This is a genomic window from Pseudomonas flexibilis, from assembly GCF_000806415.1.
GTDB classification, from domain to species: Bacteria; Pseudomonadota; Gammaproteobacteria; order Pseudomonadales; family Pseudomonadaceae; genus Serpens; species Serpens flexibilis.
Map to the genome: position 1 here is coordinate 209,549 of NZ_JTAK01000003.1, position 23,663 is coordinate 233,211.

The window sequence follows — 23,663 nt, forward strand, 5'->3', positions numbered from 1 at the left end:
CCGGGCATCATACAAAAAAAGCCCGGACGTCGCGACTCACGCACTGGCGTCCGCGGGCAGGATTTCCAGCAGCTGGCAGACCTCGGCGATCTGCCGCATGTCGGCGGGCAGCGCCTGTACCCGCAGTGTCTTCCCGGCCGCCTCGGCGTCACGCAGGAAAGCCAGCAGCAGCGCCAGACCGACGCTGCTGGATTTCTCCACCGCCGACAGATCCAGGCACAGCGCACCACTCTGGTTGTTGCGGATCAGCGCGCGACCCTGCTCGCGCAGGCCGGGGCCGGTGCGAAAATCCAGCACACCGGCAAGTTGTAGCCGTCCGTCGGACTCGGCATGGATACTTGCGCTCATCGGCCGCTCGCCTGCTGGGCCTCGGCGCTATCCTTGGCCTGCTCGACCACCTGCACCCAGCCGTCGATGGTCTTGTCCAGGTCGTTGCCATTGCGCTGCATAGCCTCGGCGAACTGGTCGCGGAACAGCTTTCCGACGTTGATGCCGTTGATGATCACGTTGCGCAGCAGCCAGGTATCACCCTGCTTGACCATGGTGTAGGAGAGCGGATAGACCACGCCGTTCTGGCCGATCACCTCCATGCCGACGCTGGCGCGATCCGGCTCGGTCTGGCGACCAGGCAGGATGCGAATACCCTGGTTGTCGTACTCAAGCAGCGCGTTGCCGTAGAACTGCATCAGGCTGCGCTTGAAGTTGTCCTCGAAACGCAGCATCTGCGCCTCGCTGGCCTGGCGCGAGTACTTGACGGTCATGATGCTGCGCGAAATCCCGCGCACATCCACCACCGGACCGAGGATCTCGTTCAGGGCCTGGTAGAACGCCTCGCGGTCGGTGCGATAGCGCTCCTTGTTGGCCTTCAGGTCGCCGAGCATGCGCTCGACGCTCTGTTCCACCACCTGCTGGGCGGTGGGCGCGGCACTGGCCAGCAGCGGCAAGCCGAGCAGCAGGGTCAGGAGGGTGTGCCGAACGGCATTGATCAGAACAGTCATCATTGGCCCTCTTTGTTCACGGTATTGAGCAGGAACTTGCCAATCAGGTCCTCGAGTACCAGTGCCGACTGGGTGTCGCGGATCTCGCCACCCTCGCGCAGCACCTCTTCCTCGCCACCGACGCTGATACCGATGTACTTCTCGCCCAGCAGGCCGGCGGTGAGGATCGAGGCGGTGGAGTCGGTCGGCAGGTTGTCCACCGCACGGTCGACCTCGAGGGTGACCCGACCGGTGTAGCGTTCCTTGTCCAGGTCGACGGCGACCACCTTGCCGATGGTCACACCGGCCATGGTTACCTTGGCGCGCGGCGTCAGCCCGGCGACGTTGTCGAAATAGGCGTAGAGCCGGTAGGTATCACCGGAGCCGACCGCCGACAGGCCGCTGACGCGCAGGGCGAGCAGCAGCAGGGCAAGCAGGCCGGCGAGCAGGAACAGGCCCACGCCGATTTCCAGAGTGCGGCTTTGCATCAGAAGTCTCCAAACATCAGGGCAGTCAGAATGAAGTCGAGGCCGAGCACGGCCAGCGAGGCGTAGACGACGGTACGGGTGGTGGCGCGGCTGATGCCTTCGGAGGTCGGCTCGCAGTCATAGCCCTGGAACACGGCGATCCAGGTAACCACGAAGGCGAACACCACGCTCTTGATGACGCCATTCACGACGTCTTCCATGAAGCGCACGCTGTTCTGCATGTTGCCCCAGTAGGAACCCTCGTAGACGCCCAGCCAGTCCACCGCGACCATGGCGCCGCCCCAGATGCCGACCACGCTGAAGATGGCGGCCAGCAGGGGCATGGAAATGAAACCGGCCCACAGGCGCGGCAGGACCACGTACTTGAGCGGATCGACGCCGATCATCTCGAAGCTGGACAACTGCTCGGTGGACTTCATGTTGCCGATCTCGGCGGTCAGCGCCGAGCCGGCGCGGCCAGCGAACAGCAGTGCGGTGACCACCGGGCCCAGCTCGCGCAGCAGGGTCAGCGCGACCATCTGGCCGACGGCCTGCTCGGAGCCGAAATCACTGAGGATGTTGAAGCCCTGCAGCGCCAGCACCATGCCGATGAAGATGCCGGACACCACGATGATCGGCAGCGACAGCACGCCGACGAAATACAGCTGCTTGATCAGCAACTGCAGGCCGTTGCCCAGTCCGCTGCGGCCCGCCAGCACATGGAACAGGAATAGGGTCGAGCGACCCAGGGCCTGGCAGACATCCAGGCCGGCCTTGCCGAGCAGGCGGATACGTTCAAGGGGAGACTTCGTGCGCATCAGCGGCTTCCCAGCAGGTCGGCGCGGTAATCCACCGCCGGATAATGGAAGGGCACCGGACCGTCCGGGGTGCCCTGCATGAACTGGCGTACCCGTGGATCATCGGAATTCATCAGCTCGTCGGGCGTGCCCTGGCCCAGCACCTTGCCATCGCCGACCACATACAGGTAATCGGCGATGCTGGCGGTTTCCGCCAGGTCATGGGAGACGACGATGCTGGTGATGCCCAGCGCGTCGTTGAGCAGGCGGATCAGGCGCACCAGCACGCCCATGGCGATCGGATCCTGGCCGACGAAGGGCTCGTCATACAGAAGGATCTGCGGATCGAGGGCGATGGCTCGCGCCAGCGCCACGCGGCGCTTCATGCCGCCGGACAGCTCGTCGGGCATCAACTCGATGGCGCCGCGCAGGCCGACGGCCTGCAGCTTCATCAGCACGATGTCGCGAATCATCTCTTCGGGCAACTCGGTGTGCACGCGCAGCGGGAAGGCGACGTTCTCGAACACGTTCAGATCGGTGAACAGCGCACCGCTCTGGAACAGCACGCCGAACTGCTTGCGCATGTCGAACAGCGCGCCGCGACCGAGGGTCGGCAGATTGACGCCGTTGACCCAGACCTCGCCCTTCTCGGGGCGCAGCTGGGCGGCGATCAGCCGCAGCAAGGTGGTCTTGCCGCAACCGGAGGGCCCCATGATTCCGGTGACTTTCCCGCGCGGAAACACCAGGTCCACGTTGTCGAAGATGGCCCGCTCGCCGCGCCGGAAGGTCAACCCCTTCAGCTCGACCGCATGCTCGTGGTCAGTCACATCAACCTCCTGTAGCGCCTCTCGGCAGCCACCTGGGTGGCGGCGAAAACGGCGCGCACTATACCACCTTCATCAAACATTCATCACTGAACGTATGATCCGAAAGCGGCGACAGCACAGGAGCGAAGGATGCCGCCCGCCCGACAACAGTCAGGCGGGCGGAAGGCGCCTCATCAGAAGGCGAAGGTCAACACCACGTTGAACAGCATGGCGGCGACAAAACCGATCGGCGCCGCGCGCAACAGCAGCTGCGGGAACAGCTCCGCACGCCCCTGCTCGGTGCGACAGGAGCCCAGGATCAGGCTGCCACCGGAAGAGAACGGCGAGATGGCGGTGGCCTGGGAACCCACCACGATGCTGACAAACAGCACCATCGGGTCCAGCCCCATCTGCGCGGCGATCGGCAGCACCATGGGGAACAGCGCCGGCGTGACCACCCCCAGCGTGCTGGCGAACAGCGACATGAACGCCGCCACCACACCGAACACCACCGGCACCAGCAGCGGCGGGATGGTGGCCCCGATCCAGGAGGCCAGCGCATCAATGGTGCCGGCCTTGATCGCCACGGCGATCAGCATGCCAACCCCGCAGATCATCACCAGCGTCCCCCAGGGCACTGCGGCCATGGCCTTGCGCTCGTCACCGACCTTGAGCAGCAACGCCAGCACCGAGAACAGGCTGGCAATCAGGCCGATATCCATCTTGGCGTTGATCAGCTTAAAGGTCGGACTGTCCGGGAAAGCCATGTGCAGCACCGGCGCGGCCAACACGATGGCCATCATGGCCAGGGTCAGCCACAGGGTGGTCTTCTGCTCACGGTTCAGCGGGCTCGGCACGCTGGCTGCGAAGCTGGCGTCCTTGAGCGCTCGGCCGCTGCGCGAGAAGAACACGAAGGCGGAAATCACCACCAGGGGCACGACCATGGTGCTGACGAAGATCGCGAAGCTGTGGATGAAGGCCTCGCTTTCCGGCACGCCAGCGGTAGTCATCAGGCCGCGGAAGATGATGCCGCTCTGGCTGGATACAAAGTTGGCCCCACCCAGCGCGCCATAGTTAACCGCCAGCGCGCCAAGGATCATGCTCATGCCGGTGCGCTCGCACAGCAGCAGCGTGATCGGCGCCATGAACGCCAGCACCGTATAGAAACCGGCGCCCATGCCGGCGATCAGGCTGGAGGCGACGAACACCGCATAGGGCAGCAGGTGCGGCAAGCGGCGACAGCCATAGATGAGGTGTTCGGCAAGCTTTTCCAGCGTGCCGTTGACAATGGCGAAGCTGTAGAACAGGCACACCGAAAAGATCACGAAGAAGATCTTCAGTGGCCACATGCCGATCACCTCGGCGGGCTTGAGGCCCATGCCGAAGCAGCCGATCAGGTAAGCGAAGGCGATGGCGAACAGGCCGATATTGATCTTGGTGCGGTACCCGAGCACCACCGCGATGACGATCGCGGCAACCACTAACATGCTGATCATGAAATTCTCTCTGTGCGGCGGCTATCGGGCCAGGAAGCCGAAAAGCTCGGCGGGATTTTCCACCAGCACGCGGGCACGCTCGGCGGGATCGGGCAACAGCCGCTCAAGGAAAGCGAACTGCGCCGCATGGTCGGTATGCTCCTCGAACTGGGTATGCGGCCAGTCGCTACCCCACAGGAAACGCCCCACTCCGCCGCAGGCCTGGCGCAACTGCGCCAGCACGACAGCCGCTTGTGCAAGATCGCTCTCGCTGCGGTAGGCCGCCGACAGCTTGACCCACACCGGCGCCTGTCCCAGCAGAGCCAGGGCTGCCCGGTGGGCGGCATTGTTCATGTCGATTCCACCGCGCGGCAGGCCAAAATGGTCCACCACCACGTTCACACCGGCATCGATCATCGGCCGGATGACGTACGCCAGATCATCGAACCCCCGCTGCACTTCGACATGCCAGCTTCGCTGTGCCAGGCGCTTGAAGAATTCCTGCCAGCGCGGCACCTGGTAATCCTCCAGCGGCTGGCCGATCAGGTTCAGGCGAACCCCCACCACACCGGCCGCGCCCAGCTCATCCAGTTCGGCGTCGTCGATATCCGGCGAGACCACGGCCACTCCGCGCAGCCGTTCGGGGTAGCGACGCAGCGCCTCGAGCATGAAGCGGTTGTCGGTGCCCAGGAAGCTGGGCTGGATCAGCACCCCATGGGAAAGCCCGCAGCGATCCAGCTGGGCGAGAAACTGCTCAACGCTGGCATCGTAGTCGGGACTGTAGCGACGGCCGCTCGCCAGTGGCAGGTCGCGGCGGAAGATGTGCGCATGGGTATCGATTCCGGAAATCCCGGAACAAGCGGATGAAGGCATCACGGCTTACCTTTGATGATCATTGTTCAAGCCGAAGCCCCACTGCGGGGGTGCTTAATTCATCTATATGATTAGATGATCGGTTGACCATATCTCTAGCGGTAAAACCTTGTCAACCGCACGCCGGGTGGTAGAGTTGCGCGATTTTCCTGCCGGGGAGGACGGCCATGGCCCACGCGAGCCTGGGGCATGACGAGCGGCTGCCGCTCTATCAGCGCCTGAAAGACGAAATGCTGGACAAGATCGCCGACGGCACCTGGCTGCCCGACCAGGCCATTCCCACCGAGGCGGAGCTGACGCGCCACTACGGAGTGGCGGTCGGCACGGTGCGCAAGGCGGTGGACATGCTGGTGGCGGAAGGCCTGTTGCAACGCATTCAGGGTCGCGGCACCTTCCTGCGCCGACCGAATTTCGACGGCTCGCTGCTGCGCTTCTTCCGAGGCGGCGAACAGGTACCGGAAGGGCGCATCCTCTCGCGCAGCCTGGAAACCCCGCCGGCCTCGGTGGCACAGGCCCTCGGGCTGGCCAGCGGCGAGCAAACCCTCCGCTTGCTGCGGCTGCGCCTGATTGATGGCCTGCCGCTGTTCCATGAGGTGATCTGGCTACCGGCGACCCGCTTTGCCGCCCTGCTTGATATCCAGCCGGAAGCCTTCGGCAATCTGCTGTACCCCTTCTACGAGCAAACCTGCGGCCAGCGTGTGGCTTCGGCCAAGGAAACCCTCACCGTCGAGCCGGCCGGCGCGGATATCGCCGCCACCCTGGGCCTGGAAGCCGGCAATCCGGTGGTGGTGATTGAACGCCTGGCCCTGGGCTACGATCGCCAGCCCATCGAGTACCGCGTCTCCCGCGCCGCCGCCGACACCTTCCGCTACCAGATCGAGATTTCCTGACGGGGCCGGCGGCTCACAACCGAAAGCGACTGACCAGCCCCTGCAGCTGATTACCGAGTCGCGCCAGCTCGACGCTCGACACGGCCGTCTGGCCGCTGGCCGTTGCGCTCTGCTCGGTGACGTCGCGCACACTGACGATGCGCCGACTGACCTCCTCGGCCACCGCGCTCTGCTGTTCGGCCGCCGCGGCGATCTGCTGGTTCATCGTCTCGATGCTCGACACCGCCCGGGTGATGCCCTGAAGCGCGTCACCGGCTTCGCCGCTCAAACCCACGCTGCTGGACGCCAGCGCCTGGCTGTTCTCCAACTGACCGGCAACCCTGTGGGCGCTGGCCTGCAGGGCGACGATCAGTTGTTCGATCTCCGCCGTGGACTCGGCGGTGCGCTGCGCCAGCGTGCGGACCTCGTCGGCTACCACCGCGAAGCCGCGCCCCGCCTCTCCGGCCCGGGCCGCCTCGATGGCCGCGTTCAGCGCCAGCAGGTTGGTCTGCTCGGCCACCGCGCGGATCACATCCAGCACCCGACCGATCTTGTCGCTCTCCTGCTCCAGGTCGGCCATCGCGCCGCTGGAGCGGTGCACCTCGGCGGCCAACCGCTCGATCTGCTGCAGCACCTCAACCACCACCTGGCTACCCTGGCGCGCCTCGGCATCGGCGCGGGTAGCGGCCTGGGAAGCCTGCCCGGCGTTGCGCGCCACGTCCTGCGCGGTGGCGGACATTTCCTGCATGGCGGTAGCCACCTGGTCCGTTTCGTCCTTTTGCCGGCCGATACCGGCCCGGGCCTGCTCGGTGACCGCCGACAGCTCCTCCGCCGCGCTGGCCACCTGACCGGCGCCATCGCGGATGCCGCCGATCAGCTCACGCAGGGTCCGGCCCATGCGCTGCACGCCCTGCTGCAACACGCCGATCTCGTCGCGACGCACTGACAGCGACAGCTCGCTGAGATCGCCGGACGCTATGCGCTCGACGACCTTCAGCGTCTCGCCCAGGCGCCCGGTGATCTGTCGCGTGATCAGCCAGGCGGACAGCACGCCCAGCAGCAGCGCCAGCAGCGCGCCGACCATCAGCACCTGGCGTGCCGAGGCGGTTTCCTGGTCGCGACGCTGAAACTGATCGGCACTCAGCGCCTTGCTGAGACGGGCGATTTCGTTGCCGTGCCCGAGCTGCTGCTCCTGGGCAGCCAGGATCTCGGCGTGTGCCACCCGAAACGCCTCCACCGCGCCTTGATAGGCCTCCAGGCGCGCCCGCACGCTGGTCATGGCCTGGCGATGGTCGGCGCCAAACGTCGTCGCCGCCGCCCCGATGGCATCGAACGCCCGGACGAACTGGGCGCGCGCCGCCTGCTCGGTTCTGGTAGTCGGGTTGGCGGTGTAGCCGCGCACCTCGTAGCGCACCAATTGCAGCTGCTCATTGACGTCACGGATGGCCTGATAGCGCGCAAAGCGTGATGCGGCCCCGCTGGGCAACGACAGCACATCGGCCAGCACCTGGTGGATGTCGACGAAGGAGGCCCGGGCCAGCTCGCCCATGCGATTGCGCGCCGACCAGGCCGCGCGATAGGCCTCGCGCATACGCGCCAGGGACTCCTGATAGAGAGCGAGCTGCCCTGCCTGCTCGCGCAGCAGCTCGCCACCCTCACCGGCAGGGAAATGCCGCAGCACTTCCTGATGTCGCCGGCTGTAGTCTTCAAGCGCCTGCTGTACCCGCTCGGCCTGCTGCTCGTCGCCCACGCTGAGCTGATAGCCCAGCCGCTCGGCGCGCAACCGCCCCAGCAGCTCGCCCAGCTCGTTGATCTGGGCTACCCAGCCGCCGCGCTCGATCACCCGGTCCAGGCCGTTCCAGCTGACCACCGCCAGCGTCGCGGTGAATACCAGGACCAGACCGAAGCCCAGGGCCAGCTTCAAGGTCACACTGAGATTCGCCAACCATTCGCTCATCAGACTCATCCACTCGGAGCGCAAGCCTTGCCCGCCAGCGCCATTAATTTGATATCAGAATAATGACACATCTCGACATCTATTCATATAGATGACCAGACATCAAAGCATTCCGCGCGGCCTGATGAGCGCCACCGCCTTTGTCGTTATAATCCCGCCTTTTCCTTCCAGCGGTTCCCTGTGCCATGAACCAGACCAGCACGCCGATCCAATCCGCCCAGCGCACCATTCGCCTGGAGCTCGAAGCCATCGAAGCCCTGTTGCAGCGCATCAATGGCGACTTCACCCGCGCCTGTGAACTGATCCTTCAGTGCAAGGGTCGTGTGGTCGTGGTCGGCATGGGCAAGTCCGGGCACGTCGGTCGCAAGATCGCCGCCACCTTGGCCAGCACCGGCACCGCCGCCTTCTTTGTGCATCCCGGCGAGGCCAGCCATGGCGACATGGGCATGATCACCCGCGACGACGTGGTGCTGGCCCTGTCCAACTCCGGCTCCACCAGCGAGATCGTCACCCTGCTGCCGCTGATCAAGCGCCTGGGGATCACCCTGATCAGCATGACCGGCAATCCCGCCTCGCCGCTGGCCCAGGCCGCCGCGGTGAACCTGGACGCGGGCGTCAGCCAGGAGGCCTGCCCGCTCAACCTGGCGCCCACCTCCTCCACCACCGTGTCGCTGGTGCTGGGCGATGCCTTGGCCATCGCCCTGCTGGAGGCGCGCGGCTTCACTGCCGAGGACTTCGCCTTCTCCCACCCGGGCGGCGCGCTGGGCAGACGCCTGCTGCTGAAGGTCGAGAACGTCATGCACCAGGGCGCCGAGCTGCCGCTGGTCCGACGGGGGACCCCTCTGCGCGAGGCGTTGCTGGAAATGACCCGCAAGGGCCTGGGCATGACCCTGGTGGCCGAAGCCGATGGCCGTCTGGCCGGCGTGTTCACCGACGGCGACCTGCGCCGCGCGCTGGATCGCGGCGTGGACGTGCGCGACGCCGGCATCGACGCGCTGATGACCATCCCCGGCAAGACCATCCGCGCCGACGCGCTGGCCGCCGAGGCCCTGAAACTGATGGAAGACCACAAGATCAGCGCGCTGGTGGTGGTCGACGACAACCATATGCCGGTCGGCGCACTCAACATGCATGACCTGCTGCGCGCCGGAGTGATGTGATGAACAGCCTGTTGCAACGTGCTCGCCAGATCCGCCTGGCCATCTTCGACGTCGATGGCGTGCTGACCGATGGCCGTCTGTACTTCCTTGCCGACGGCAGCGAGTTCAAGACCTTCAACACCCTCGACGGCCAGGGCATCAAGATGCTGATGCGTTCCGGCGTGCGCACGGGGATCATCTCCGGCCGCAAGACGCCGGTGGTGGAGAAGCGCGCCCGCGACCTGGGTATCCAGCACCTCTACCAGGGGCGCGAGGACAAGCTGGTGGTGCTCGATGAACTGCTCGCCGAGCTGGGACTCCATTATGAGCAGGTCGCCTATCTGGGTGACGACCTGCCCGACCTGCCGGTGATTCGCCGCGTCGGCCTGGGCATGGCCGTCGCCAGCGCCGATCCGTTCGTGCGCCAGCACGCCCATGGCGTGACCCAGGCGTGCGGTGGCGCGGGCGCGGCGCGGGAATTCTGCGAACTGATCCTGCGCGCCCAGGGCAACCTCGAAGAAGCCCAGTCCGCCTATCTCTGAAGAGACGATCACCGCCATGCTCGGCAAATTGCGTACGTTTCTGCCGCTGATCATCATCGCCCTGGTGTTCGCCGCCATCGGCTACTGGAACATCTCGCCGGAGCGTTTTCTTGATCAACCGCAGGCCGAGCAGCCACCGCCCTCGGTGGACTTCTTCGTGCAGAACGCCTATTCGCGGCAGTACCAGGCCGATGGCAGCCTGCGTTACGAGCTGACCTCCGAGCGCCTGGAGCACCTCAGGGACAGCGATACGAACCTGTTGTACCAGCCCGACCTGCTGATCCATCGCGCCGGCGAACAGCCCTGGCGCGTGCGCAGCCTGCGCGGCGAGGTCGCCCCCCAGGGCACCCAGGTGGAACTGATCGATGACGTGCGCATCGAGCAGACCATTCCCCCGAACCGCTTCACCCGGCTGACCACCAGCCGCCTGACCGTATTCCCCGAGCGAGAATATGCCGAGACAGCCCAGCCGGTGCGCATCGAGAACCCCGATGGCGTGACCACCGCCACCGGCATGCAAGCCTACGTCAAGGAAGGCAGGGTGCTGTTGCTGTCCAACGTAAGAGGCCAACATGACGTTCGCTAAACCGCTTCTGCTGCTCGGCTGCCTGGCCGCCGCCTGCAGCGCCTGGGCGCTGCCCACCGACCGTGACCAGCCGATCCACGTGCAGGCCGACAGCGCCGAGCTGGACGACCGCCAGGGCAAGGCCATCTACCGTGGCGACGTGGTGATCACCCAGGGCACTCTGAAGATCACCGGCAACACCGTGACCGTCACCCGCAACGCCCGCGGCGAGATCGACACCTTCACCGCCCAGGGGCGCCCCGCCTACTACGAGCAGCAGCCGGAAGTCGGCGAATCGCTGGTGCATGCCTACGGACGCACCATCGAGTACTTCGCCAGCAACGAGCGCATCGTGCTCACCGACCAGGCCAAGGTGGTGCGCGACGGCAATACCTTCGAAGGCGAACGCATCGTCTATGACACCCGCACCCAGGTGGTCAACGCCGGCCGTGCCCAGGACGGCAACGTCACCACGCCCCGGCCACGCATCGACATGGTGATCCAGCCACGCAAGAAGCCCGCGGAGTCCAGCGAATAATGGCCACCCTCATTGCCCGTCACCTGGCCAAGAGCTACAAGAAGCGCCAGGTGGTCCGCGACGTCAGTCTGCGCATCGACAGCGGCCAGATCGTCGGCCTGCTCGGCCCCAACGGGGCCGGCAAGACCACCACCTTCTACATGGTCGTCGGCCTGGTGCGCGCCGATCACGGCCAGGTGCTGATTGACGACCTGGACGTCAGTCACCAGCCCATGCACGGTCGCGCGCGCGCCGGCATCGGCTACCTGCCCCAGGAAGCCTCGATCTTCCGCAAGCTCACCGTCACCAACAACATCATGGCGATCCTGGAAACCCGCAAGGACCTCGACGCCGAAGGCCGTCGGGCAACCCTGGAAGGGCTGCTCGAGGAATTCCACATCACCCATATCCGCGACAGCCTCGGCATGAGCCTGTCCGGTGGCGAACGGCGCCGGGTGGAGATCGCCCGCGCGCTGGCCAGCGCACCCAAGTTCATCCTGCTCGACGAACCCTTCGCCGGCGTCGACCCCATCTCGGTGGGCGACATCAAACAGATCATCCAGCACCTGAAATCCAAAGGCATCGGTGTACTGATCACCGACCACAACGTGCGCGAGACCCTGGACATCTGCGAGACCGCCTACATCGTCAGCGAAGGCCGCCTGATCGCCGAGGGCAACGCCGAGGCCATCCTGGCCAACCAGCTGGTCAAGGAAGTCTACCTGGGGCACGAATTCCGCCTGTAGAGCGACTGGCGGACACACCAACGGGATATACAATTCGTCGCCGGGCATATAAATTGCTTGCGGTCGGCGCCCCGGCGCGCCGCAGGGACAGGCGAACACCCGCCGGAACACAAGGTCTGCCATGAAACCATCGCTCGTTCTCAAGATGGGCCAGCAGCTGACGATGACCCCGCAGCTGCAACAGGCCATTCGCTTACTGCAACTTTCCACCCTGGACCTGCAGCAGGAAATCCAGGAAGCCCTCGAATCCAATCCCATGCTGGAACGGCAGGAGGAAGGCGAGGACTTCGACAACAGCGATCCGCTCGCCGACGGTGACGACGCCGCCGGCAGCCCCCCTCCGGAAAACACCTACCAGGAGACCCAGAGCAGCGTCGAGAACCTCGAGGAGGTCAACGACTGGAGCGAACGCATCCCCAGCGAGCTGCCGGTGGACACCGCCTGGGAAGATGTCTACCAGACCAGCGCCAGCAGCCTGCCCAGCAACGACGATGACGAATGGGACTTCACCGCCCGTACCAGCGGTGGCGAGAGCCTGCAGAGCCATCTGCTCTGGCAGCTCAACCTGGCGCCCATGTCGGACACCGACCGATTGATCGCGGCGACCCTGATCGACTGCATCAATGACCAGGGCTACCTGGAAGAATCCCTCGAGGAGATCCTCGAATCCTTCGATCCGGAACTGGACATCGAGCTGGACGAGATCGAAGCCGTGCTGCGCCGCGTGCAGCATTTCGAACCCGTGGGCATCGGCGCCCGCGACCTGCGCGAGTGCCTGCTGCTGCAGCTGTGCCAGCTGCCGGAAGACACCCCCTGGCGCAGCGAGGCGCAGCGCCTGGTCGGCGATTACCTCGACCTGCTCGGCGGCCGCGACTACAGCCAGCTGATGCGCCGCCTCAAGCTCAAGGAAGACGAGCTGCGCCAGGTGGTGGAACTGATCCAGCGCCTCAACCCCCGCCCCGGCTCGCAGATCGAGTCCAGCGAACCCGAATACATCGTGCCCGACGTCATCGTGCGCAAGCACAACGGCCGCTGGCTGGTGGAGCTCAACCAGGAGGCGGTGCCGCGCCTGCGCGTGAACCCCCAGCACGCCGGCTTCGTGCGCCGCGCCGATTCCAGCGCCGACAACACCTTCATGCGCAACCAGCTGCAGGAGGCGCGCTGGTTCATCAAGAGCCTGCAGAGTCGCAACGAGACGCTGATGAAGGTGGCCAGCCAGATCGTCGAGCACCAGCGCGGCTTCCTCGAGTACGGCGAGGAAGCCATGAAGCCGCTGGTGCTGCACGACATCGCCGAGGCGGTGGGCATGCATGAATCGACCATCTCGCGGGTGACCACCCAGAAGTACATGCACACCCCGCGCGGCATCTTCGAACTGAAGTATTTCTTTTCCAGCCATGTCAGCACGTCCGAAGGCGGCGAGTGCTCGTCCACCGCCATCCGGGCGATCATCAAGAAACTGGTGGCGGCGGAAAACGCCAAGAAACCGCTGAGCGATAGCAAGATCGCCAGCCTGCTGGAAGAACAGGGCATCCAGGTGGCACGCCGCACAGTGGCCAAGTACCGGGAATCCCTGGGCATCGCGCCGTCGAGCGAGCGTAAGCGCCTGATGTAAAACGTTCAGTGGGCTTGTTTAACGGCGCCGGAATGATTAGGGTCAATGCCCAGAACCCCTTGGCGCGTCAAAGTGATTCGGAGGGTCGACCAGAGGTCGGTCCTCTCCCTACGGCAAGAAGGAGAACAGGTATGCAAGTCAACATCAGTGGTGACCAGCTGGATGTGACTGAGGCCATGCGCGGCTATGTCGAGGAGAAGTTCTCCCGGCTGGAGCGCCACTTCGACCGCATCACCAATGTTCAGGTGATCATGCAGGTGGAAAAACTGCAGCAGAAGATCGAAGCCACCCTGCATATCGCCGGTGGCGAAGTCGTTGCCAACGCGGAGCACACCGACATGTATGCGGCCATCGACCTGCTGGTCGACAAGCTCGACCGCCAACTGATCAAGGCCAAGGAAAAGCGCCTCGACCGGGAGCAGGGCGCCACCGTCCGCTGACTCCGACTCCATGATCCGACTCGAAAGCATCCTGACCCCCGGGCGTTCCCAGGTGAACGCACCGGGCGGCAGCAAGAAACGTGTCCTCGAATTCATCGCCAACCTGATCGCGCGCGAGCAGCCCGGGCTGGATGCCGGCGAGCTGTTCGAAGCGCTGATCGCGCGCGAGCGCCTGGGCTCCACGGGGTTCGGCAACGGCATCGCCATTCCGCACTGCCGCCTGCCGAACTGCAACGCGCCGATCAGCGCCGTCCTGCGCCTGGACGCCCCGGTCGACTTCGACTCCATCGACGGTGTCCCGGTCGATCTGCTATTCGTGCTGGTGGTGCCGCCCGCCGCCACCGACGAGCACCTTGAACTGCTGCGCCAGATTGCCGGCCTGCTGGAACGTGCCGACATCCGTGAACGCCTGCGTGGCGCCGCCAGCAACGAGGCGCTTTACCAGACCGTGGTGGACGAACTGGGCGGGCACTGACATGCGCCTGATCATCGTCAGTGGCCGCTCCGGCTCGGGCAAGAGCACCGCGCTGGATGTCCTCGAGGACAGCGGCTTCTACTGCATCGACAACCTGCCCGCCGGCCTGCTGCCCGAGCTGGCCGAGCGCGCGCTGATCCATACCGAACTGCTGCATCCACTGGTTGCCGTGTCCATCGACGCGCGCAACCTGCCCAGCCATCTGCAGCGCTTCCCCGAACTGCTCGAAGAAGTACGTGGCCGGCACATCCACTGCGATGTGCTGTATCTGGACGCCGACGAGGAGACGCTGCTCAAGCGCTTCTCGGAAACCCGCCGCCGCCATCCGCTGACCAATGACACCCGGTCGCTGGCCGAGGCGATCCAGGACGAGAGCCTGCTGCTCGGGCCGATCAGCGACCTGGCCGACCTGAAGATCGACACCACCCACCTGAACCTCTACCAGCTGCGCGACACCCTCAAGCTGCGCCTGCTCAACAAGCCCGAGCCGGGCACCGCCTTCCTGGTGGAGTCCTTCGGCTTCAAGCGCGGCATGCCAGTGGATGCCGACCTGGTGTTCGATGTGCGCTGCCTGCCCAACCCCTACTGGAAGCCGGAGCTGCGCGATTTCACCGGCCTCGACCAACCGGTTATCGACTACCTGGCCGCCCAGCCGGAGGTCGAGGAGATGTATCAGGACCTCGCGGTCTATCTGCACAAGTGGCTGCCGCGCTTCGCCGCCAGCAACCGATCGTATGTCACCATCGCGGTCGGCTGCACCGGCGGCCAGCACCGCTCGGTGTACTTGGCCGAGCGCCTGGGAGCGGCCCTGAAGGCCCAACTGAAGAATGTCCAGGTCCGTCATCGCGACCTGCGCTAGAAGCCCTAGGAATCCGAAAGCCCCATGCCTGCCTGCGAAGTCCTGATCGTCAACAAGCTTGGCCTGCATGCCCGCGCGGCAGCCAAGTTCGTCGCCACTGCCGGGCGTTTTCCCTGCCGAGTACGCGTCGGCCACACGGCAGATGCCCTGGTGGATGGCAAGAGCATCATGTCGGTGATGATGCTGGCCGCCGGCCAGGGCACTCCGCTGCATTTGCACGCCGAAGGCGAACAGGATCAGCAGGCGCTCGACGCCCTGGTGGAACTGATCAACGACCGCTTCGGCGAAGGCGAATAAGACAGAAGGGCCGGCGCTGGCCGGCCCCGACGACTCAACGTCCTGCCACCGTCATCCTTTCGATCAGCACCGAGCCGGTGCGAATGGTGCCGCGCGTTTCCAGGTCGCTGCCAATGGCCAGGATCTGCCGGAACATATCCCGCAGGTTGCCGGCGATGGTCACTTCCTGCACCGGAAACTGGATTTCGCCGTTCTCCACCCAGTAGCCGCCGGCGCCCCGCGAGTAATCGCCGGTCACCAGGTTCAGGCCCTGCCCCATCAGCTCGGTGACCAGCAGGCCGCGGCCCATGCGCCGCAGCAGCGCCGCCTGGTCCTCATTCCCGTGAGTGACGAACAGGTTGTGCACCCCACCGGCATTCGCCGTGCTCGGCAGGCCCAGCTTGCGGCCCGAATAGGTGCCCAGCACGTAGGAAACCAGCTCGCCGTCCTTGATGAAGGGCTTGGCATAGGTGGCCAGCCCATCCCCATCGAAGGCGGAACTGCCCAGCGCGCGCGGGATATGCGGGCGCTCGTCCAGGGTCAGCCAGTCAGGGAACAGCCGCTGGCCCAAAGCGCCCTCCAGGAACGACGCCTTGCGGTACAGGTTGCCGCCGGCGATCGCCGCCAGGAAATGATTGAACAGCCCGGTGGCCAGCTCCGGCGAGAACAGCACCGACACCTCGCAGGTCGGCACGGCGCGCGCGCCGAGGCGGCTGACCGCGCGTTCGGCGGCGCGCCGGCCGATGACGGCGCCGTCGGTCAGCGCGCTGCCGATGCGGCTGGCGTCGTACCAGTAGTCGCGCTGCATCTGGCCGCCGTCCTCGGCGATCATCACGCAGCTCAGACTGTGCCGGCTGCTGGCATAGCCGCCGACGAAGCCATGGCTGTTGCCGTAGACGCGGCAGCCCAGGTAGCTGCTCAGGCTGGTGCCGTCGGCATTGCGGATGCGCGGGTCATGGTCGAATGCCGCTGCCTCGCAGCGCAGCGCCAGCTCGATGGCCGCTTCCGGCTCGATGTCCCAGGGGCGGTAGAGGTCCAGGTCGGGCAGCTCACGGGCCATCAGCTCGGGGGCGGCCAGGCCGGCGCACTCGTCTTCCGAGGTATGCCGGGCGATGGCCAGGGCCGCCGCCACGGTTTCCCGAATGGCGTCCTCCTCGACGGCGGAGGTACTGGCCGAGCCCTTGCGCTGGCCGACAAACACGGTGATGCCGAAGCCCTGATCGCGGTTGAACTCGACAGTTTCCACCTCGCGCTGGCGCACCGTGGTGCTCAGGCCCTGGCCGGCACTGACCGACACCTCACAGTCGCTGGCGCCCTGACGGCGCGCCTCGGCGATGATCCGTTCGACCTTTTCCTGCAGGGACGGCAGCGTCTGCGGCCCCACCTTTTCACTAGCATTCATGGCGACTCCCCGGTCGTGACCGCTGGCCACGCCCCTCATCCGTCCCGCGCCCGGCTGGCGAGCTGCGCAAACGGGCTGCTGTTATCATGACGCGCATTATCCACTGGATGCGCCCCATGTCTGAATTCCACGACGACTTCCCCGAAGAGAAGAGCAAATCCCAGGTCAAGCGCGAGCTGCATGCACTGCAGGAGCTGGGCCAGCGCCTGACCACCCTCAAGCCCGAGCTGCTGGACCGGCTGCCGATCACCGAGGCCTTGCGTCGCGCCCTGGCCGATGCACCCAAGCACACCGCCAATGTGGCCAAGAAGCGCCACGTCCAGTACATCGGCAAGCTGATGCGCGAGCAGGACATCCCGGCCGTTCTCGCCCTGGTTGACCAGATGGACGCCTCCACCCGCGAATACAACGAGCGCTTCCACGCCCTGGAGCGCTGGCGCGACCGCCTGCTGGGCGGCGGCGATGCGGACCTGGACGCCTTCGTGACGGCCTATCCGGACACCGACCGCCAGCACCTGCGCGGCCTGCTGCGCCAGGCCCAGCACGAGGCGGCCCACAACAAACCACCGGCCGCCGCGCGCAAGGTGTTCAAGTACCTGCGCGAGCTGGACGAGCTTCAGCGCGGGCTGCGCTAATCCAACTCGAACGTTCGTAGGGTGGGCAACTCGCGCAGCGATTGCCCACCGCCTGCGCGCCGGTAGACAGGGCTGCGCCGTTGTCTACCCTACGGCATTCAATTCCCGGTTCCGCCCACGGTGATCGCATCGATCTTCAGCGTCGGCTGGCCGACGCCCACCGGCACCGACTGACCGTCCTTGCCGCAGGTGCCCACGCCACTGTCCAGCGCCAGGTCGTTGCCGACCATCGACACCTGGTTCATCACCTCCGGACCATTGCCAATCAGGGTCGCACCCTTGACCGGCGCGGTGATGCGCCCGTCCTCGATCAGGTAGGCCTCGCTGGTGGAGAACACGAACTTGCCGCTGGTGATGTCCACCTGGCCGCCGCCGAGGCTGGCGCAGAACAGCCCGCGCTTCACCGAACGAATGATCTCCTCCGGCTCGCTCTGCCCGGCCAGCATGTAGGTGTTGGTCATGCGCGGCAGGGTCAGGTGCGCGTAGGACTCGCGCCGCCCGTTGCCGGTGGAGGCCACGCCCATCAGGCGGGCGTTCAGCTTGTCCTGCATGTAGCCCTTGAGCACGCCGTTCTCGATCAGCGTGGTGCACTGGGTCGGGGTGCCCTCGTCGTCCAGGCTCAGCGAGCCCCGGCGCTTGGCCAGCGTACCGTCATCAACAATGGTGCACAGCGGCGAGGCCACCTGTTCACCGATCCGGCCGCTGTAGGCCGAGCTGCCCTTGCGGTTGAAGTCGCCCTCCAGGCCATGGCCGACCGCCTCGTGCAGCAGCACGCCGGACCAGCCGGGGCCGAGCACCACCGGCAGCGTGCCGGCCGGGGCGGCGATCGCCTCCAGGTTGACCAGCGCCTGGCGCAGGGCCTCGCGCGCGTAGCCCATCGCCCGGTCCTCATGCTCGTTCAGCTGTTCGAGGAAGAAGCGATAGTCGGTGCGCCCGCCGCCGCCATGGCTGCCCCGTTCGCGGCGGCCGTTCTGCTCGACGATCACGCTCACGTTGAAACGCACCAGCGGACGGATGTCGGCACCCAGGCTGCCATCGCTGGCGGCGATCAGCACCTGGTCCCAGACGCCGGCCAGACTGACCGTCACCTGCTGGATGCGCGGGTCCAGCGCGCGCGTCGCCCGGTCGATGCGCTTGAGCAGCTCCACCTTGGCCGAGCGCTCCAGCACGTCGAGCGGATTGACATGGGCATACAGGTGGCGCACCTGCGGCGCGGAGAACGCCTGTACCCGGCCCTGCTGGCCGGACCGCGCGATCGAGCGGGCGGCGCGGCAGGCCGCGGCCAGGGCCGTTTCGTCGATGGCGTTGCTGTAGGCGAAGCCGGTCTTCTCGCCGGACTGGGCGCGCACGCCGACCCCCTGATCCAGGTGGAAACTGCCTTCCTTGACGATGCCGTCCTCCAGGATCCAGGACTCCGACACCAGCGACTGGAAGTACAGGTCGGCGGCGTCGATGCCCGGACCCGCCAGCTCGCCCAGCAGACGCGGCAATTGCTCGATGCTCAGGCCACCTGGGGCCAGCAGCCGCTCGCTGACAGGCAATAACAGATCGTTCATGGTCACTCCGAATACTTCGCCCGCGACGCCGCGAGCGACACTGAAAAGCGCCGGTGACGGTGCACCGGCATGTTCTGGCGAACCCCGGCCTGCGCCTGCGCATCGCGCCGCGCCAGACACAGACCCTCGCCACGTGGCGGGGCGGCATGCAACACGCCCCAGGGGTCGACGATCGCCGAATGGCCGTGGGTTTCCCGCGGTCCCGGGTGCTCGCCGCCCTGCCCGGCCGCCAGCAGGTAGCACTGGGTCTCGATGGCTCGGGCGCGAATCAGTACCTCCCAGTGCGCCGCGCCAGTCACCGCCGTAAAGGCCGCTGGCGCGCTGATCAATTCGGCACCGCGCTCACGCAGCGCCGCATACAGCTCCGCGAAGCGCAGGTCGTAGCAAACGGTCAGCCCCAGACGGCCGACCGGTGTCTGCGCCACCACCAGATGCTCGCCGGGATCGAAGTCCGCCGACTCACGATAGCTGCCCCGGGCATCACCGACAGCGACATCGAACAGGTGGAGCTTGTCATAGCGCGCCACCCGCTCGCCGTGGGCGTCGATCAGCAACGAGCAGGCACGCGGCTTGGCAGTGGGCCTGTCATCCGGTGGCAGCGGCAAGGTACCGGCAACGATCCACAGGCCCAGCTCGCGCGCCGTTCGGCGCAACCAGGGCAGGACCGGGCCGTCGCCCTGCGCCTCCAGCCGCCCCAGCGCGGCCAGGTCGGCATGCCCCATGGCGGCGAAGTTCTCGGGCAGCACCGCCAGTCGCGCACCCTCGGCGGCGGCCTGCTCCAGCAGACCGCGCGCACTGCGCAGGTTGGTCGGCACATCGGCGCCGCTGACCATCTGGATAACGGCAAGGTTCATGGCTTCAGTCCCTCGGCTTCCCGGGTACGATGCGGGGCGCATTGAGCGGGCCGCTGATGGAATACTCCACGGCGGCGAAACGCGACATCTGGTTGCCCAGCAGGCGGTCCACCAGGAACAGTGCCCCGCCCAGTACCGGCGCACCGGCGATCAGTGCGGCCAGCGGCAGGTTGTTGGTCAGTGGCAGGGTTACCAGCATGCGCACATCCACCTGCTCGCTGACCATGTTCAGGCTGCCGGTCATTTCCAGGTTGGCCGAAGGGCCGGTCAGGGTCGTCGGTGCCAGGTTGGTGTACAGACCATTGCGGGCCAGCAGCTTGCCCCGGACCCGATCATAGCTGAGGCCACGCCCGAACAGATCGGAAAAGTCCAGCCGCAGGCGACGGCCGATGGCATCGAAGTTCAACAGGCCGAATACCCGCAGCGCCGAGGCGGAGCCCTGCAGTTCGGAGAACTGGCCGTTGCGCAGATCGGCATCCAGGGTGCCGGAAAAGTTGGCCAGGCGCAGCGCGCTCGGCGCACCCGGCCAGTTGCCATCGACCTGCAGGCTGAAGCGCTCGCTGCTGGCCGTCGGGGCGAAGCCCCAGGCCTTGAGGATCTTGCTCAGGTCGCCCCCGTGCAGGCGGCCGCGGAACCAACTGGCATCCGCGCCGTTGAGGCGCGACCAGCCGGCCTCGCCATTGATCTTCAGGCCCTTTAAGTCGAGGGCCAGCTCGCGCAGCGCCCAGCCACTGCCACTCGGACGCGCAAGAAACGACCAGGCGCCCAGTGGCTCGTCGCCCAGCAGCACCTGGTCGATGCGCAGATCGACGGCTGGCAGCGTGCGCGGATCGATGCCCGCCAGCGCATCTCCCCTCTTGCTGTCGGCGGTCGGCGCCGGCAGACGCAGCTGTTCCAGCTGTACGCGCAGCGGCCGCGCGGCATCGTCGGGCACCAGGACGTCACCGGCAATCACCCGGCTGTCCAGGTCCAGCGCCCAGGCCTGTGATACACGACGTACGCGCACCAGCAGATCCTGCGGGTCGATTCCCACGCCGGTCAGGCGCCCGATATGCAGCTGCCCCTCGCGCAGCAGCGGCGGACCGCCCGGCTCACCCGAGCTGCTGCCGTAGCGCTGCCAGAAGGTACGCCAGGCGGGGACGTCAACGCTGTCAAGCCGGCCGCGCAGCCGCACACCCTCGGCGCTCGGCGGCGGTGCCAGGCCCAGCCCCAGGCGCACCTCGCCGCGCAGCTGCTGCCAGTCCTGCCCCGGCATGCTCAGCGCCAGGCTGAGGAAATCGTTGTAGTCGAGCCAGTAGCGCTGCTGTGGGCCGCCCAGACTCATGCGCCAGTCGGCATACCGCGCTTCGGCCGCGCGCTTGCCGAACGGGGCCGGCAGGTCGAGAGCGACACCCTGCAGGCTGGAGTCCACGCGCAACAGACTGTCATTGCCGTCCAGGCGCAGGCGCAGGCGATACGGCAGCAGGCCACTGGCCGGCAGCGGCCGGCCCTGCCCCAGCCACTGGGCCAGGCGATCAACCGGCATGCGCCCCTGGACATCCACCAAGGTGCGCTGGCGGCCGCCGACGGTATCGCTGTCGATCCGCCCCTGCAGGCTTTGTTCCAGGAAGCGCGCGCGCAGCCCTCGAGCGCTGAGGCCGCTCCGGGTCTGGTAACGAAATTCGCCGTAGAGGCTGTCGAGCTCCAGGCCGGGCAGGTACGGCAACCTGAGCCGCGCGCCCTTGGGCGTGAACTGCACGTCGGCCTGGGGGGCATGGCCGGCATCCAGGGGAATGTCCAGGCGCAGCGCCGCTTCCACGTCGCCCTCCCCCTCCCATCCGGCAAACGCCTCGGCAGTAGGCATAGTCCTGTTCCGCAGGATCTGCAGAGCATCGGTTACCGAGCTGAGCAACCGCGCATTCACAAGCAGACGGCTGGGCTGGCCGGGTTCGGCATGCGGGACCGCGAAGCTGGCCTCGCGGATGCGGCTGTTCAGCAGGCGGCCATCGCTGAGCGCGACACGCACGCCGCTATCCTCGACGAACAGTTCGCCACGCCCCTCGCGCAACATCGGCCAGCCTGGCTGGTAGTCCAGCTCTGCATCGCGCACTTTGAAGTACAGCGCCAGGCTGCGCGCCTCGGGTGGCACGCCCGCATTGAGCGCACCCTGATACTGGAAGAAACCCTGCTCCAGCTCGCCACCTCGGATGGCCCGCTGCAGCCAGTCGGCCAGCGCCGGACTAAGGGCTGCGCTGGCGGTGGGCAGGTACTTGCCGGCGAAGCGCGCGTCCCCCTCGCGCAGGCTGACACGCAAATCCATGTAATCTTCGGCGGCCGGATCATGGGCAAACCGCAGCATGAAATCCCCGGCCAGGCGGCCTTCCTCGCCATCCAGCGAAAGATAGGGGGCCCAGAGGCTGAAGCCCTCCTCGCCCAGACGCCAGCCCAGCCGTCCCTGGGCACGACGGTACCGCCAGGGCGCGGGAAACAGCTGCGGCAGATGCAGCATCAGGTCACGGCTGTCGATCTGCAGTTCGCCGCCCGCCAGATTGCCGTCCAGACGCCCCCTCACCCCCGCCGCGGCCGGTACGCCGCGATGCGCGGCGAACCCAACGCCTTCCAGGTTCAGCGTATAGCGCAGCCGCTCGGCCGGCTCGGCATCCGGCTGATAGCTCAACTGGATGTTGCGCAGCTGACCTTCCGGGCGCAGCGCCTGCAGCCACTCGCGCGCCGGCTCCGGCAGCGGCGCCAGTTGCTGGACCAGCGGCACCAGCGGCGCCAGGCTCAGGCGATCGCTGGCCAGGTCCCAACGGCCGGTATCCCGCTGTTCCTCCAGGCGCAGGCGCGCCTCGCCCCAGCGCGTGCCGTCGAGCGTCACCGCCAGCGAGTCCACAAGCAGGCGCCGGCCGTTCGGACCGGGTTCGAAATAGGTACTGAGGCTGAGTTCTTCCAGGCGCACCGGCGCCTGATCGGCATAACTCACCTGCGCCAGCGGCAGGTGCAGCCGCATCACCGCACGCTGCAGGGTGCGCTCTGACCAGCGCGCCCAGACTTCACCGCCACCCACTAGCCGTTGCAGGTGCCAGTCGCCCAGCAAGCCCTCGGGCAACCAGCGCGCCCAGTCGCTCTGCGGCAAGCGCAGGTAGAGATCGGCGCTGGCCTCCTGCCAGCGGCTGGGACGTAGCCGGAGATCCAGATGCAGGGCCAGCGGCTTGCCGTCCGGCAGCAGCAGGCGGCCATCCAATCGGTGCAGGTCACCCCCCTCGCTGAGGTCGAGGTTGAGATTCAGGTAGGAGAGATTCAGCGGCACGCCCTGGCGTGGCTGCACGATCAGTTGGCTGTCCACCACAGAAACATGCTTGAAGCGGCGCAACTGCCGCAGCCAGTGGGCGGGGTCCACGCCACTCTGCGCCTCGCTCTGCACCTGCCCCTGCGGCACGCCGGCCAGAGACCAGCGTCCGTCCTGATCCTGACGCAACAGCAGCTGTACACCTCCCAACTCCAGCCCCTGCAGGCGCGGTTGCCAGTGCAGCAGGCTGCCCAGCAGATCGGGACGCAGGCGCAGCTGGTCGATGCGCAGGCCGGCTTCCTCACCCAGGCTGATGTCGCGTGCCACCAGCTCCGGCAGGAAGCCGTTCATGCGCGCGCTCAGGCGGCCGATGCGCAACGGCGTGCGCAGCGCCTCGCTGGCCCGCTGCTCCAGCGTCTCGCGATAGTCGGCGAACAGGGGCGCCAGCTCGCGGCCCAGGCTGACGTACAGGGCGGCCAGCACCAGCCCAGCCGCCAGCAGACCCAGGCACAGGCGCAACAGACTGTTGAGCAGGCGAAGCGGCGAAATCACG

24 protein-coding genes and 1 pseudogene are annotated in these 23,663 nt (G+C 66.6%); 12 read left to right on the forward strand and 13 right to left on the reverse strand.

Translation table 11 applies throughout. The features are described 5' to 3' along the window. Positions 1-36 precede the first annotated feature (36 nt). The 7 genes from PT85_RS08985 to PT85_RS09015 form a co-directional block, all read right to left on the reverse strand. Positions 37-348 (reverse strand): STAS domain-containing protein, encoded by a 312-nt coding sequence (locus tag PT85_RS08985; protein WP_027591448.1) that lies wholly within the window; start codon positions 346-348, stop codon positions 37-39. Continuing rightward, positions 345-989: an MlaC/ttg2D family ABC transporter substrate-binding protein gene (locus PT85_RS08990; RefSeq protein ID WP_027591449.1), complete on the reverse strand. Its 645-nt coding sequence runs from the start codon at positions 987-989 to the stop codon at positions 345-347. The genes PT85_RS08985 and PT85_RS08990 overlap by 4 nt, the downstream gene beginning before the upstream one ends. Positions 990-997: 8 nt before the next feature. Then, positions 998-1,465, reverse strand: coding sequence for an outer membrane lipid asymmetry maintenance protein MlaD (gene mlaD / locus PT85_RS08995; RefSeq protein WP_027591450.1), 468 nt, complete (start codon positions 1,463-1,465; stop codon positions 998-1,000). Beyond that, positions 1,465-2,262, reverse strand: a complete 798-nt coding sequence (gene mlaE, locus PT85_RS09000; RefSeq protein WP_027591451.1) for a lipid asymmetry maintenance ABC transporter permease subunit MlaE — start codon at positions 2,260-2,262, stop codon at positions 1,465-1,467. The genes mlaD and mlaE overlap by 1 nt, the downstream gene beginning before the upstream one ends. Then, positions 2,262-3,068 carry an ATP-binding cassette domain-containing protein gene (locus tag PT85_RS09005; protein WP_027591452.1) on the reverse strand — a complete coding sequence of 269 codons (807 nt, stop codon included), beginning with the start codon at positions 3,066-3,068 and terminating at the stop codon, positions 2,262-2,264. The genes mlaE and PT85_RS09005 overlap by 1 nt, the downstream gene beginning before the upstream one ends. A gap of 173 nt (positions 3,069-3,241) precedes the next feature. Beyond that, positions 3,242-4,543, reverse strand: a complete 1,302-nt coding sequence (locus tag PT85_RS09010) for an SLC13 family permease (protein WP_027591453.1) — start codon at positions 4,541-4,543, stop codon at positions 3,242-3,244. Between the two features lie 21 nt (positions 4,544-4,564). After that, positions 4,565-5,395, reverse strand: a complete 831-nt coding sequence (locus PT85_RS09015) for an amidohydrolase family protein (RefSeq protein WP_027591454.1) — start codon at positions 5,393-5,395, stop codon at positions 4,565-4,567. Between the two features lie 167 nt (positions 5,396-5,562). Here PT85_RS09015 and PT85_RS09020 point away from each other — a divergent pair, with 167 nt between their 5' ends. Further along, positions 5,563-6,285 carry a GntR family transcriptional regulator gene (locus tag PT85_RS09020; protein ID WP_027591455.1) on the forward strand — a complete coding sequence of 241 codons (723 nt, stop codon included), beginning with the start codon at positions 5,563-5,565 and terminating at the stop codon, positions 6,283-6,285. 13 nt (positions 6,286-6,298) lie between these two features. On the opposite strand, the gene PT85_RS18545 is transcribed toward PT85_RS09020, so the two are convergent. Continuing rightward, positions 6,299-7,162, reverse strand: coding sequence for a methyl-accepting chemotaxis protein (locus tag PT85_RS18545; RefSeq protein WP_407681085.1), 864 nt, complete (start codon positions 7,160-7,162; stop codon positions 6,299-6,301). Continuing rightward, positions 7,154-8,230: pseudogene (locus tag PT85_RS18550) on the reverse strand (methyl-accepting chemotaxis protein); the annotation flags it as partial. The gene PT85_RS18545 and the pseudogene PT85_RS18550, both read right to left, overlap by 9 nt. Positions 8,231-8,406: 176 nt before the next feature. Here PT85_RS18550 and PT85_RS09030 point away from each other — a divergent pair. The 10 genes from PT85_RS09030 (at position 8,407) to PT85_RS09075 (ending at position 15,416) form a co-directional block, all read left to right on the forward strand. Then, positions 8,407-9,381, forward strand: a complete 975-nt coding sequence (locus tag PT85_RS09030) for a KpsF/GutQ family sugar-phosphate isomerase (RefSeq protein ID WP_027591457.1) — start codon at positions 8,407-8,409, stop codon at positions 9,379-9,381. Beyond that, the gene (locus tag PT85_RS09035; protein ID WP_027591458.1) at positions 9,381-9,902 is read left to right on the forward strand and encodes a KdsC family phosphatase; all 522 of its coding nucleotides are present in this window, start codon (positions 9,381-9,383) and stop codon (positions 9,900-9,902) included. Before PT85_RS09030 ends, PT85_RS09035 begins: the two co-directional genes overlap by 1 nt. Positions 9,903-9,918: 16 nt before the next feature. Further along, positions 9,919-10,488, forward strand: coding sequence for an LPS export ABC transporter periplasmic protein LptC (gene lptC / locus PT85_RS09040; protein ID WP_027591459.1), 570 nt, complete (start codon positions 9,919-9,921; stop codon positions 10,486-10,488). Next, complete coding sequence (gene lptA, locus PT85_RS09045; RefSeq protein WP_027591460.1) at positions 10,475-11,005, forward strand: lipopolysaccharide transport periplasmic protein LptA; 531 nt, start codon at positions 10,475-10,477, stop codon at positions 11,003-11,005. The genes lptC and lptA overlap by 14 nt, the downstream gene beginning before the upstream one ends. Beyond that, positions 11,005-11,730 carry an LPS export ABC transporter ATP-binding protein gene (gene lptB, locus PT85_RS09050; RefSeq protein WP_027591461.1) on the forward strand — a complete coding sequence of 242 codons (726 nt, stop codon included), beginning with the start codon at positions 11,005-11,007 and terminating at the stop codon, positions 11,728-11,730. Before lptA ends, lptB begins: the two co-directional genes overlap by 1 nt. A gap of 121 nt (positions 11,731-11,851) precedes the next feature. Beyond that, complete coding sequence (locus PT85_RS09055; RefSeq protein WP_039606475.1) at positions 11,852-13,345, forward strand: RNA polymerase factor sigma-54; 1,494 nt, start codon at positions 11,852-11,854, stop codon at positions 13,343-13,345. A 131-nt stretch (positions 13,346-13,476) separates the two neighbouring features. Continuing rightward, positions 13,477-13,785: a ribosome hibernation-promoting factor, HPF/YfiA family gene (gene hpf, locus PT85_RS09060; protein ID WP_027591463.1), complete on the forward strand. Its 309-nt coding sequence runs from the start codon at positions 13,477-13,479 to the stop codon at positions 13,783-13,785. Positions 13,786-13,795: 10 nt separating this feature from the next. Continuing rightward, positions 13,796-14,260 (forward strand): PTS IIA-like nitrogen regulatory protein PtsN, encoded by a 465-nt coding sequence (ptsN, locus tag PT85_RS09065; protein ID WP_027591464.1) that lies wholly within the window; start codon positions 13,796-13,798, stop codon positions 14,258-14,260. A gap of 1 nt (position 14,261) precedes the next feature. Beyond that, positions 14,262-15,119: an RNase adapter RapZ gene (gene rapZ, locus PT85_RS09070; RefSeq protein WP_027591465.1), complete on the forward strand. Its 858-nt coding sequence runs from the start codon at positions 14,262-14,264 to the stop codon at positions 15,117-15,119. Between the two features lie 24 nt (positions 15,120-15,143). Beyond that, entirely contained in the window at positions 15,144-15,416 is a 273-nt protein-coding gene (locus PT85_RS09075) for an HPr family phosphocarrier protein (protein ID WP_027591466.1), read from the forward strand. A gap of 34 nt (positions 15,417-15,450) precedes the next feature. Here the strand turns inward: PT85_RS09075 and pmbA are convergent, their stop codons facing one another. Further along, a complete protein-coding gene (gene pmbA, locus PT85_RS09080; protein WP_039606476.1) occupies positions 15,451-16,797 on the reverse strand; it encodes a metalloprotease PmbA in 1,347 nt (448 codons plus the stop codon). Between the two features lie 116 nt (positions 16,798-16,913). Here pmbA and yjgA point away from each other — a divergent pair, with 116 nt between their 5' ends. Further along, a complete protein-coding gene (gene yjgA, locus PT85_RS09085) occupies positions 16,914-17,432 on the forward strand; it encodes a ribosome biogenesis factor YjgA (protein WP_027590578.1) in 519 nt (172 codons plus the stop codon). Between the two features lie 98 nt (positions 17,433-17,530). On the opposite strand, the gene tldD is transcribed toward yjgA, so the two are convergent. From tldD to PT85_RS09100, 3 genes are read right to left on the reverse strand one after another with little or no spacing between them, the layout of a single operon-like run. Further along, the gene (gene tldD / locus PT85_RS09090) at positions 17,531-18,988 is read right to left on the reverse strand and encodes a metalloprotease TldD (RefSeq protein ID WP_039606477.1); all 1,458 of its coding nucleotides are present in this window, start codon (positions 18,986-18,988) and stop codon (positions 17,531-17,533) included. 2 nt (positions 18,989-18,990) lie between these two features. After that, the gene (locus tag PT85_RS09095; protein ID WP_039606478.1) at positions 18,991-19,842 is read right to left on the reverse strand and encodes a carbon-nitrogen hydrolase family protein; all 852 of its coding nucleotides are present in this window, start codon (positions 19,840-19,842) and stop codon (positions 18,991-18,993) included. A gap of 4 nt (positions 19,843-19,846) precedes the next feature. After that, positions 19,847-23,662: a YhdP family protein gene (locus PT85_RS09100; RefSeq protein WP_039606479.1), complete on the reverse strand. Its 3,816-nt coding sequence runs from the start codon at positions 23,660-23,662 to the stop codon at positions 19,847-19,849. Position 23,663 lies beyond the last annotated feature (1 nt).